Annotated in this window: 12 protein-coding genes; 4 read left to right on the top strand and 8 right to left on the bottom strand. The window is 42.2% G+C overall.

Features of this window, described 5'->3' with window-relative positions; genetic code table 11:
• The first annotated feature begins 321 nt into the window (after positions 1–321).
• The gene (locus VHA01S_RS15530; RefSeq protein ID WP_023405294.1) at positions 322–792 is read left to right on the top strand and encodes an RNA recognition motif domain-containing protein; all 471 of its coding nucleotides are present in this window, start codon (positions 322–324) and stop codon (positions 790–792) included.
• On the opposite strand, the gene murI is transcribed toward VHA01S_RS15530, so the two are convergent.
• Entirely contained in the window at positions 764–1561 is a 798-nt protein-coding gene (murI, locus tag VHA01S_RS15525; RefSeq protein WP_023405293.1) for a glutamate racemase, read from the bottom strand. The genes VHA01S_RS15530 and murI overlap by 29 nt on opposite strands.
• A 217-nt stretch (positions 1562–1778) precedes the next feature.
• Here murI and trmA point away from each other — a divergent pair, with 217 nt between their 5' ends.
• Complete coding sequence (gene trmA / locus VHA01S_RS15520) at positions 1779–2888, top strand: tRNA (uridine(54)-C5)-methyltransferase TrmA (protein WP_023405292.1); 1110 nt, start codon at positions 1779–1781, stop codon at positions 2886–2888.
• 57 nt (positions 2889–2945) lie between these two features.
• On the opposite strand, the gene VHA01S_RS15515 is transcribed toward trmA, so the two are convergent.
• Together VHA01S_RS15515 and fabR are read right to left on the bottom strand one after the other, a co-directional pair.
• Complete coding sequence (locus tag VHA01S_RS15515) at positions 2946–3305, bottom strand: YijD family membrane protein (RefSeq protein WP_023405291.1); 360 nt, start codon at positions 3303–3305, stop codon at positions 2946–2948.
• Complete coding sequence (gene fabR, locus VHA01S_RS15510; RefSeq protein WP_023405290.1) at positions 3302–3931, bottom strand: HTH-type transcriptional repressor FabR; 630 nt, start codon at positions 3929–3931, stop codon at positions 3302–3304. The genes VHA01S_RS15515 and fabR overlap by 4 nt, the downstream gene beginning before the upstream one ends.
• Positions 3932–4108: 177 nt before the next feature.
• On the opposite strand from fabR, the gene sthA reads away from it, so the two are divergent.
• Positions 4109–5509, top strand: a complete 1401-nt coding sequence (sthA, locus tag VHA01S_RS15505) for a Si-specific NAD(P)(+) transhydrogenase (RefSeq protein WP_023405289.1) — start codon at positions 4109–4111, stop codon at positions 5507–5509.
• A 37-nt stretch (positions 5510–5546) separates the two neighbouring features.
• Here the strand turns inward: sthA and dinF are convergent, their stop codons facing one another.
• The 3 genes from dinF to VHA01S_RS15490 form a co-directional block, all read right to left on the bottom strand.
• Entirely contained in the window at positions 5547–6914 is a 1368-nt protein-coding gene (dinF, locus tag VHA01S_RS15500; RefSeq protein ID WP_023405288.1) for an MATE family efflux transporter DinF, read from the bottom strand.
• A gap of 95 nt (positions 6915–7009) precedes the next feature.
• On the bottom strand, positions 7010–7627 hold the full coding sequence (gene lexA / locus VHA01S_RS15495) for a transcriptional repressor LexA (RefSeq protein ID WP_023405287.1): 618 nt from the start codon (positions 7625–7627) through the stop codon (positions 7010–7012).
• Positions 7628–7717: 90 nt separating this feature from the next.
• On the bottom strand, positions 7718–8074 hold the full coding sequence (locus VHA01S_RS15490) for a diacylglycerol kinase (RefSeq protein WP_023405286.1): 357 nt from the start codon (positions 8072–8074) through the stop codon (positions 7718–7720).
• Between the two features lie 166 nt (positions 8075–8240).
• Between VHA01S_RS15490 and plsB the strand changes: the two genes are divergently transcribed.
• Positions 8241–10664, top strand: coding sequence for a glycerol-3-phosphate 1-O-acyltransferase PlsB (gene plsB, locus VHA01S_RS15485; protein WP_023405285.1), 2424 nt, complete (start codon positions 8241–8243; stop codon positions 10662–10664).
• A 232-nt stretch (positions 10665–10896) separates the two neighbouring features.
• Here the strand turns inward: plsB and ubiA are convergent, their stop codons facing one another.
• Together ubiA and VHA01S_RS15475 are read right to left on the bottom strand one after the other, a co-directional pair.
• Entirely contained in the window at positions 10897–11748 is an 852-nt protein-coding gene (gene ubiA, locus VHA01S_RS15480; RefSeq protein WP_023405284.1) for a 4-hydroxybenzoate octaprenyltransferase, read from the bottom strand.
• A complete protein-coding gene (locus tag VHA01S_RS15475) occupies positions 11738–12289 on the bottom strand; it encodes a chorismate lyase (protein WP_023405283.1) in 552 nt (183 codons plus the stop codon). The genes ubiA and VHA01S_RS15475 overlap by 11 nt, the downstream gene beginning before the upstream one ends.
• Positions 12290–12303: the final 14 nt, after the last annotated feature.

Here is a 12303-nt window from a genome sequence, read left to right as displayed (position 1 = left end):
ACACTTTTTTGAATTTATTTTCGAAGAGAAGTTAAACTCAAATGGTTCGGCTAATTTGCCGACTGAATCACTGCGAAGCGTTGTCGCTGTTGCCGTGTCAGTGGGGCGCATTATAGAGACCTGCGTCACGTTGGCAAGAGGTTTTTTAAAGATTTATTTCAAATGACTATAAAATAAACAATCCGCCACAACCTGACGAAATTAGACACTATTAGAGGATAAAATTGGAAAAATTATTGTGGCATGCGTAATATCTATGTGTCTGTTTTGTTAATGAATTTCACACCCATCAATTCACCCATATATAGTGATAAAAGAATTATGAACTCAAACAAATCTTTATTGATTGTCTTCATCCTTGCAATAGCTGGCTCAGCACTTGTGTCCTTCCTGTCTATAAGCCCTGGTATTGCTTTCTGTATAGGTGTCGTAGCAACTGCGTTAATCTTGTGGCAGAAGCCTGCTTCAAGTACCACTTCTAAACCTACCTCTTCTGCGCAGGTAACAACGACGACCAATACCGAAAACACTACTTTATACGTTGGCAACCTTTCTTATAAAGCGAGTGAATCTCACGTAAAGGAGCTTTTTGAGGAATACGGCACTGTTTACAGTGTTCGTTTGATGAAAGACAAACGAACAGGAAAACGTCGTGGATTTGGTTTCGTTGAAGTTGGGCATGATGATGCCGACTCAATGATCGCTACACTCAATGAATATGAGTACATGCAAAGAACAATCAAAGTTCGTATTGCCAATGAACCTAAACATCCTTCAGAGGCTGAATCTTAATCTCTGAGAACCCTAACTCAGTAAATGATAATTGTAGCGCCGACTTGTGATGAGGTTCGGTGCTGCAATACACATCATAGCTTGCTTTATTTCTACTATCGGAAAGGAAACGATCTTGTAGTAGAAATTCAACTCTTCTTGATATTGCATCTCCAGAATCGATAAGCACTACCCCTTCTCCCAATACTTGGTATATCTCATCTCTTAATAGAGGGAAATGTGTACAACCAAGCACTGCAACATCGACCGAGCCTTTTAAAGGCCGTAGCACTTTTTCTAAACTTTCAAGATCTACCGGCACACCACGCAGTTTTTGCTCAGCCATATCGACTAGCTTTGTTGTGCCTAACATGACGACATCTTTACCATAAGCAAAATGTCGAATCAGTTCATGCGTATACTCTCGAGTCACTGTTGCTGGCGTTGCAATAAGACCCACACCTTGGCTTGATCTTTGAGATGCAGGTTTGATTGCAGGAACCACTCCAACAATAGGGATAGTGATTTTCTCTCTTAACTTGCTTAGAACTATAGTACTTGCGGTATTGCACGCAATTACAACCAAAGCAATATCTTGGGTTTCTACAAAGTGCTTTACATAGGATTCGACACGTCGTATCAATTGGTTGGGTTCTAATTCCCCATACGGATAGGCTTCATTATCAAATGCATAAGTACAGCTGACCCAAGGTAATCTAGCCTTGATATCTTTAAATACCGAAATGCCACCTACCCCTGAGTCAAACATCAAGATTCTAGTTTCAGACATTGGCACTCTTAATAAGGTTTGAATAAATATTGTGGTTAACTACTTTAGCAAAATACATCACATAGTTAAGCCATCAATCATTGTATTAAAATAAAATATAAGCGTAGTTTTATACGTAAGCTGTTATCTACATCAAAATAACTCATGCACACAATCTATACTCTCAATGCCGATGAGTATAGAATCTGCGCCTCTTGTTTCAATTCAGGAAAAGTGAATGGCCAACCCAAATGTAAACTCTGAGTCTTATCAGCTACAACTCGATGATAAAACAGTACGTCTACAAGAGATGTTTAGCGAATATACGATGCCAGCATTAGAAGTATTTACTTCTGATGAGGATCATTATCGAATGCGCGCAGAGTTCCGCGTGTGGCACGAAGGTGAAGACCTGTACTACGTGATGTTTAATCAAGAAACACGTGAGAAATATCGTGTTGACCAATTTCCTGTCGCGAGTCGCTTAATTAATGATTTGATGCCGCTATTAATAGAAGCGCTCAAAGAACACAACATACTTCGCCACAAGCTTTTCCAAGTCGATTTCCTCTCCACGTTAAGTGGTGAAATTTTAGTGTCTTTGCTTTACCACAAGCAACTTGATGAAGAATGGCAGCAACATGCCAAAGCACTGAAACAGCGACTTAATGATGAAGGCTTTAACTTAAATCTTATTGGTCGCGCCAGAAAGATGAAGATTGTCTTGGACAGAGACTACGTTATCGAGAAGCTGAATGTATTTGGTAAAACCTATACCTACCAGCAAGTAGAAAATAGTTTCACCCAGCCAAACGGTCATGTAGCAGAGAAAATGTTGGAATGGGCGGTGGATTGTACTAAAGATTCGAGCGGTGACTTATTAGAGCTTTACTGTGGCAATGGTAATTTCTCATTAGCGCTGGCGCAAAACTTCAATCGCGTACTTGCGACTGAACTGGCTAAACCGTCGGTTGATTCTGCACAATTCAATATTCGGGCAAATGAGATTGATAATGTACAGATCATTCGCATGTCTGCTGAAGACTTTACCGATGCAATGGAAGGCAAACGTGAATTCCGCCGTCTAAAACAAGCTAATGTTGATCTTAAGAGTTATGACTGCAACACAATTTTTGTTGATCCGCCACGCTCAGGTATGGACGAAGGCACTTGCAGAATGGTTCAAGGTTATGAGCGTATCCTCTATATCTCTTGTAACCCTGAAACGCTAAAAGATAATTTAGAAATCTTAGGTGAGACACACAACATCACTCGTTATGCGTTATTTGATCAGTTCCCATATACCCATCATATGGAAATGGGCATATTTTTAGAGCGTAAAGCCTAATAGATTAAGTAGCAGAGCTATAAGTAGATAAAAGAGCGGCTCGCCGCTCTTTTTTATTTATTTGCCTAAGTAACCTAACTTCCTACCAATCAGTACCAACAACACTAGTGTCACTACGATAGAGAAAAAGTTAGTACCCGCCTCTGGATATTGAGCTTTAATAAATGCCGAATGACCAAAGAAGCCGACGAAAAAACTGCCTACACCCAATAGAGGGAAATCTTCGTTTAGCGGATTATTAAGGTAATTTTGATAGATAGATTGAGTGGCTAACACTAAGCAAATTAGTGAGAAAATCGAAAATGCATAACCTTCTATGGACAGCGATGAGAACAACGAACTGACACTCATTCCGCACACTAAAGCTAATAAAAGCGACTTCTTATCCGACGTTGTATTTACTTTTTGATCAGTCATGAATCCCTCTCTTTCTTATTATTCTGAAACTGGTTCATTGCATGCCCCCCTAGAGAGATCATACGAACTTGTTCAATTAGCCTCTTTTGGTGAGCCATTCGCTGACTCTTCTCTACTATATCTAAGAACTCAGCACCCGAGTTAAAGACTAACGTTACGATAGCATCAGCTTGTAGTGCCGCGATTTCTCTTGGTAATTGCTGTGCACTCAGGTAATCCGCTAACTCAGTACTAAAAAATTGAATTTCTCTTGCCACTGCGCAACGAAACTCCTCTGAAGTGCCAGAACGCTCGCGCAGTAATAACCTAAAAATATCTGGGCTAGTGTCGATAAACTCCACAAAAGTTTCAATGGAGGTTTGAATCACACTACAGTCAGCCTGAATTCGTTCACGTGCTCGACGCATCAATTGGCGCAACAGCAGCCCTGCTTCGTCAACCATCACTAAACCAAGCTGGTCCATATCATCAAAATGGCGATAAAAAGACGTTGGGGCAATTCCAGCTTCTCTTGATACTTCCCGAAGACTCATACTAGAAAAGCTTCGCCCAGCAGATAATTGTCCTAATGCTGAGTCGATGATTGCTCGTCTTGTTTTTTGTTTTTGCTCTGCTCTGACGCCCATACTTTATTCATAACTATTTTAGTCTAACCACAATAAAGCATAACTGCTTCTTAGTTTGCAAACTCTGCAGACTCACAAAGTGATCTTTATTGTGAGACCGCCCACTTAGTCACCACTAACTAATTTACCTATAACGACAAGAGTCTAGAATGCTACTAACAAAACAAGGAGGTTTCTGTGAGTTCTTTATCGCATTTTGATGTAATTGTGATCGGTAGTGGCCCAGGGGGGGAAGGTGCTGCTATGGGCCTGACCAAAGCTGGGTTTAATGTAGCCATCATTGAGAAAGAAAAAAGTGTCGGAGGCGGATGTACTCACTGGGGTACAATTCCATCCAAAGCACTCAGACATGCCGTCAGTCGTTTTACTGAATTCAATAACAACCCTTTATTTAGCAAGAACAATCGCAGTTTTGATGCCAGTTTCGATGACATTCTCAGCCATGCAAAAACCGTTATTGATAAACAAACAACATTGCGACAGGGCTTCTATGACCGTAACCAATGCACCCTGATCTTTGGTGCTGCGCAATTTTCTGATGCCAATACGGTAAAAGTAACTCTAGAAGATGGACGAACTGAGCATTACTCCGCAGATCGTTTTGTCATAGCCACCGGTTCGCGTCCGTATCATCCAGATAGCGTCGACTTTAACCACCAGCGAATTTATGACAGTGACTCAATACTGTCACTCCACCATCAACCAAGACATATTATTATCTATGGTGCAGGCGTGATTGGTTGTGAGTATGCTTCCATATTCCGCGGCTTAGGTGTAAAAACCGATCTAATCAATACGCGCGACCAACTCCTCTCTTTCCTAGATAAAGAAATCTCTGACGCTCTGTCTTATCACTTTGGTAACAGTGGTATTGTTATTCGCAACGGCGAATCATTTGAAAAAGTCGAAGGAACCGATGATGGGGTCATCGTTCATCTGGAGTCGGGGAAAAAAATGCGCGCCGACTGCTTGCTGTATGCCAATGGCCGAACGGGCAACACCGATACACTCAATTTAGAAATTACCGGCTTAGCGGCCGACTCTCGTGGTCAACTAAAAATCAACAGCAACTACCAAACCGACATCGAGCATATTTATGCGGTAGGTGATGTGATTGGCTACCCTAGCCTAGCAAGCGCCGCCTATGACCAAGGGCGTTTTGTCGCTAAAGCGATTGCCGAAGGCGAATCCACTCAACGATTAATTGAAGATATCCCAACGGGTATTTATACGATTCCTGAAATCAGCTCTGTAGGTAAAACAGAACAAGAGCTAACAGCCGCTAAAGTCCCTTATGAAGTAGGACGCGCTTCATTTAAACACTTGGCTCGAGCACAAATATCAGGCAAAGACATTGGTAGTTTAAAAATCCTTTTCCATAGAGAAAGCAGAGAGATTTTAGGCATCCATTGTTTCGGAGAACGAGCGGCTGAAATTATCCACATTGGACAAGCCATCATGGAACAACCCGGTAAAGCCAATAGCATTGACTACTTCGTCAATACTACCTTTAACTACCCGACAATGGCTGAAGCATATCGAGTAGCGGCATTAAATGGCTTAAACCGCCTGTTCTGATCAAGTTATACCAACAACGTCAGTAAGCAAGCCAATATTAAGAGTGGGCAGAAGTTAAAAACTGCCCCTTTTTCCACAACTTGATAAATATCCAACCAAGTGCTCCTCCCCTCATTGCCATAAAGCCGAGCATGGCAATCCATAAACTGTGATTTTGCAAAGACGCAAAACTAAAATAGAGGACAAAAAAAGTAATCGCAGCCAAGAACATGCTATTACGCATCTCTTTGCCTCGAGTCGCGCCAATAAAAATGCCATCAAACAGATAACACCACATTGAAACTAACGGCATGATAGCAAGCCATGGTAGATATTCGTCTGCAGTGATTCTAACACTATCGATATCACTGATTAACGCCACTACAAGACTGCCACCAGCTCCAAATAATAGTGCAAAGCCACAACACACAATAAAGCCCCAGATAAAGGAACCCCATATAGAAAGCGCCAGCTCGGCTTTATTTTTCGCACCAATGGCTTTACCAACCATAGCTTCTATTGCGTATGCAAAACCATCCATGGCATAGGAAACCATCAACACTAAACTCATCAGTACCGCATTGGCAGCCACTACATCATCACCAAAACTTGCCCCTTGGAAGGTCATAAACGCCAACACTGCTTGTAGGAACAATGAACGTAAAAAGATATCTCTATTTAAACGAATAAACCGCAGTACCCCAGCAAACAACTTACTCGTACCTAGAGACAGCATTTGATGTAAAGTCAGTTGAACGGACTTTTGCCACGCTTTGCGGCAGAAATAGAGACCGACAAATGTTCCTGTAAAGTCTGCAATCACCGAGGCAGATGCTACGCCGGATACTCCAAAATCTAAAACCACTACAAACAACACATCTAGCACTATGTTGGTCACGTTAGTCGCAATCACCATCCACATTGGAGCCTTTGCATCTTGATTGCCTAATAGCCAACCTAGCAATACAAAGTTCACCATCGCCGCCGGAGCACTCCACGCCCTTATGGCAAAATACTGCGAAGCGTATAACTGTACTTGTTCACTGGCATCACTAAAGCCCAAAGCCAAGGAAATAATCCCACGATGTAAGATTAAGAAAAGCACAGCAAATGACAATGCCATGAAAATACCTTGCAGTAAGATCAGGGCTAATTTCCTAGGATTTTGTGCTCCTTTAGCTTGCGCGGACAAGCCTGTTGTCGACATACGTAAAAAGCCAAATAGCCAAAACACCATACTGATCATGGTGCTGCCTAACGCCACACCACCTAAATACCAAGAGTGTTCCAAATGCCCTACCACGGCAGTATCAACTAAACCCAATAACGGTACCGTAATGTTGGACAGCACCATAGGTATTGCCAACGCAAGAATCCTCTTGTGCAGACTTAAGTCCATGAGTGAACGGATAACTGGATTATGCATAAAGCTTCCTTGGTAAATCTTAGGGCAAAAAAAACAGCGCTCCTATTAAGGGGCGCTGCATATTTAGTGAACTGTCAGTTATTGGAATGTAGTGATTACATCCAAGTACTATTACGAATAATACCGACAGCAATACCTTCAATCACTAAATGTTGCTGAGTTAAATCAACTTTAATTGGAGACAGAGCTTCGTTTTCTGGGTGCAACAAAACAGTTGCGCCTTTACGCTCCAATCTTTTCACGGTGACGTCTTCATCCACTCGTGCCACCACAACCTGTCCATCACGAACATCTTGAGTTTTATGTACTGCGAGTAGATCGCCATCCATAATACCGATGTCTTTCATACTTTCACCGTGTACTCGCAGTAAAAAGTCCGCTTTTGGCTTGAACATTTGTGGATCAACTTGGTAATGAGATTCTATATGCTCTTGAGCTAAAATAGGCTCACCCGCCGCCACATTACCGATCAGCGGTAAACCGTCATCATTAGCGGTATCTTGCAATAAAATACGGATGCCTCTTGAAGCACCAGGAATAATTTCAATTACCTGTTTTTTAGCCAGTGCTTTAAGGTGCTCTTCGGCAGCATTAGCTGAACGAAAACCCAGCGCGCGGGCAATTTCCGCTCTTGTTGGTGGCATACCAGTATCCTCAATCTTAGCTTTAATTAGATCGAATACCTGTTGCTGTCTTTGGGTTAAGGGTCTCATAGGGCACCTGTTATTTTATACAGTTAACTGTGAGTATATACAGCATGGTTAAATAATCAACCAACTGGCCCTAATAACTTGAAATTTAAGTTAAAAGAATAATGCTTCAACCCAGATATATACCACTAGGCCTAAAGCAACAAATACCGCTGCCGAACCAATATCCTTGGCACGTCCTGCTAATTCATGAAAATCAGACCCAATGCGATCCACCACAGCCTCTATAGCCGAATTCATCAGCTCTGCAATCAGCACAATAAATAAAGACAACACCATCAACATGCGTTCAACGTGACCAACATCCACCAAAAAGGCAATCGGGATCAGTAGAATAGCGAGAGTGACTTCTTGACGAAAAGCAGCCTCATGTTTGAAAGCAGCCTGCAATCCCTGTATCGAATACCTTGTCGCTTTAATAATGCGTTTGAATCCTGTATTACCTTTCATTATTCACCTATTCTTTTATCTCTTTGTGCTTTTTCAGTCATAAACCTAACATTGACGTAATTCTGGTTAAAAGGTTCGACCAGTTCTGCTATTCTTGCGACGCTTATGTTACAACCGAGCCTTGAAGAGTCTTGGACGCCAAATACAAATTGGGACAATCAATAATATGTCTTCTGGTCATACACTGACACAATCAGCTTTGCGCTTTCCATTGAAAGTACTGGTTAAGGGGAGCGTCGTACCCCCTTCGCCAATTAATAATCTCAACATAGACATAGAAAAACCTATTGTCTACGTTTTGCCATATGAATCCAATGTCGACTTGTTGGCTATTCGCAGACGAGCTATTCAACTTGGCCTACCCGATCCTCTACAACCACTTGAGCTAAGTGGCCAAAGCTTTCGACGCTATGTATTTAGCTCTATGGATGAGGACGCTAAAGACCAAGATACTCACGACTCTCTTGGTTCGCAAAGCCTGTTTACTCAGCTTCTTAAACTACACAGAGAACAGCCAGAACTCGATGTACAGCTAATACCAACCACGGTTATGTGGGGACGTAAGCCAGGCAAAGAAGGACAAGAAAAACCTTACTTAGAAAATCTGCCATCTTGGAAGAAAATGTTCGCAGTATTGTTTTCTGGTCGAGACTGTATGATTCGCTTTAGCCCGTTAGTGTCTATGCGACATATGGCTGATTCACATGGCTCCGATGAAACCATCGCACAAAAACTAGCACGCGTAGCACGCATTCACTTCTCTCGCCAAAAATTAGCCGCGTCAGGTCCAAACCTACCAAATAGAGAAGTGTTATTTAAGCGTCTGATCAAATCCGAAGCGATAAATAAAGCCATTGCCGAAGAAGCAGCAGAAAAAAATATTAGTGTAGAAAAAGCAGAGCAACAAGCACTAAAAATAATAGATGAAATTGCAGCTAAATTTTCTTACTCATTGATCAAGCAAGGCAACCTTGTTTTAACTTGGTTATGGAACCGCCTCTATCAAGGCATCAATGTTAATAATGCTTCGACTGTACGTAAATTAGCGCAAGATGGGCACGAAATCGTTTATGTCCCGTGTCATCGAAGCCATATGGATTATCTGCTGCTCTCTTACATTCTTTATTACGAAGGCATGGTACCACCGCATATTGCTGCCGGTGTAAACCTAAACTTCTTCCCTGCTGGGCCTATCTTTAGAAGAGGTGGCGCATTCTTCATTCGCCGTAGCTTCAAAGGTGACAAGCTCTATTCGACTATTTTTAGAGAATACTTAGCCGAGCTATTTGCGAAAGGGTATTCGGTTGAATACTTTAGTGAAGGTGGACGCTCTCGTACAGGTCGTCTACTGCAAGCCAAAACCGGCATGTTAGCGATGACAGTACAAACCATGTTACGAGGACTAAATCGTCCCGTCACTTTAGTACCTGTGTATATCGGCTACGAACATGTAATGGAAGTCTCGACTTACGCAAAAGAACTGCGCGGTAAACGTAAAGAAAAAGAGAATGCTGGACAGGTACTGCGTACGATTAGAAAACTGCGCAACTTTGGCCAAGGCTATGTCAACTTTGGCGAGCCTATCTCACTGAATAACTATCTCAACGAAAATGTACCACAATGGCGAGACAGTATTGGTGCACCAAGCTCTGTCAGACCGGATTGGATGGCGCCTACTGTTAATGCTATTGCTGAAAAAATGATGACGCACATTAATGATGCCGCCGCAGCTAATGCCCTGAGCTTATCCGCGACAGCTCTACTCGCGTCAAGACAACGAGCTCTAACCAAAGAAAGTTTGATCAACCAAATCGATTGTTATTTACGTATCCTGCGCAACACACCATACACGGATTACTCAACTGTACCGGATAGCTCAGCAGAAGAATTGGCTGCGCACGCTATCTCTTTAGATAAGTTTGTTGTCGACTCAGACAGCATGGGTGATATCGTCTCTTTAGATCGTCATCAGTCTGTATTAATGACTTACTATCGTAACAACATCATACATATGCTGGCACTTCCTTCATTAATTGCCCAGCTTATTATCCAACTACCTGACTGCACATTGGCAAAACTACAGCACAATATTTCGGTTCTATATCCGTTCTTGAAAAAGGAATTTTTCCTTTCTTATGACGATGAACAGCTTGAAGAGAAAATTGAGCTAATCGTGCAAGAGTTGTTGGCTCAGAAGCTTATTCAAATTGATGATGACGTGATTAACCTTAATCAGTCCAACATCCATACTATACAGCTGCTTTCCAGAACGATTTCAGAAACTCTGCAACGCTACAGTATTGCACTGAATCTTTTGGCTTCAAGACCTGAGGTAACTCAAGAAGATTTAGAAGTACGCTGCCAAGATATCGCACAGCGCTTAGGTCGCTTGCATGGCATTAATGCACCAGAGTTTTTTGATAAAGGGGTATTTGCAGCGCTGTTTAATACCTTAAAAGAACAGAACTATCTTGATGAAGATGGGGAGTGTGATATTGAGCGCACTGAGGAATTAGCTCTGAGCTTACTTGAGATACTTTCGCCAGAAGTAAAACTGACCATTAAAGAAGGTATCGCTCAGGCTGAGTAAGCATAATACCAATCGTACTAAATAACTGCTCATTCTAGCTTGTTAAAATGCTCGATAACGGCGTTAGAATTTTTGATTGTAGAATAACTACTTATCGAAAAATTCTGCCTTGTTCTCGAGCATTTTTCCTGCGCTAGTTCTGATCACTTACTTAGTGTGATTGGTATAACTCATCAAAGCATCAATCCCAGCTATCGATTCTACTAGTAACAGAATCGATAGCTGGGATTTTTTATAGATAAGAGATAAATAAGCCAGCAGTAACGGCAATGCCAACGTAGTTATTGTTAAGAAAAGCTTGAAAACATTGTGTACGACAGCGCGTTTTAATCAACCATTGCTGATACACAAACAAACTAGCGGCCACAAGCACCCCCCAGTAAAAGGCACCACTAAGGCCAGCACTCTCACCGACCACCAGCAGTAAAACTATAGTGGTAGCCTGCAATAACCCGATAATTAACTTATCAAAGCGACCAAACAAAATAGCGGTCGATTTAATACCTATTTTAAGATCGTCTTCTCTATCAACCATCGCATATTGGGTATCGTAGGCAACAGTCCACAATAAGTTAATCGCAAACAATAACCACGCCAATGGCGCTATATGTCCAGACTCTGCCGCCCACGCCATTGGAATCGCCCAACTAAATGCAATCCCTAATACCAACTGTGGCAAATGGGTAAACCGCTTCATAAACGGATAAAGCGCCGCTAAGGCGACACCAATAAATGACAATTGGATGGTAAGCGTATTCATGGTCAGCACCAGAGAAAATGAAACAACACTCAAGACGCCAAACAAAGCTAACGCTTCTTTTGCCGACACTAATCCGCTCGGTATTGGGCGAAACTGAGTACGCTCCACATGCCCATCAAAATCACGATCAGCAAAATCATTAATCACGCACCCTGCTGAACGCATTAAAAATACCCCCAGACAAAATACAATAAGAACTCCCCATTGAGGTTTCCCCTCTGAAGCCATTGCCAAGGCCCATAATGTTGGCCATAACAGCAAGAGGCTACCGATAGGTCGATCCATCCTCATCAGCAAATAATAGGCTCTTATTTTAGAGAGCATTAACTGTGTTCCTTTTTAAATATATTGGGGATTCTGGTAAAAAGAGTTCCGCTACCAGCATCGGTGTTTCATTCATCCATAACCGAGAACGGCGTGCTAGCAATACTTGCCCATCCACCTCAATTTCTCCCACTTGCAGAGCATCACGATACGCACCTTGCGAACCAAAGACGGTGACGCCTAAAGGCAGTTCACCTTGTTTTTCAAAATCGTGTGAGTGAGAAAGCAGTGAGCTTTCTGGTATCAAAGTGCGCCCATACACCCAATCGTGACGATCGCCTCGCAAGATCACTTCTCTAAGGAGGCAAACTTCTCGGGTTAAAATCTCCGCTTCTTTTGCTGACAGCATCTGCGCTTGAACTTTATTGTTGGTAAATAACTCAACACTAAAATCAGCACAAGATTGAGATAGACGATGAGAAAGAGAGTCTTCCTCTAACAACCAATGCTTAGCGTTTGTGTTCGGAAATTGGAATTGGCTTGGGCTTTGCCAATTGATATCACGCAAAGCCTGCTGAAATATGCTAATGGGGCTTGTCATACTAACTTCGTAAC

It is taken from the genome of Vibrio halioticoli NBRC 102217, assembly GCF_000496695.1.
Lineage (GTDB): Bacteria > Pseudomonadota > Gammaproteobacteria > Enterobacterales > Vibrionaceae > Vibrio > Vibrio halioticoli.
This window is presented reverse-complemented; position numbering and strand designations above follow the sequence as displayed.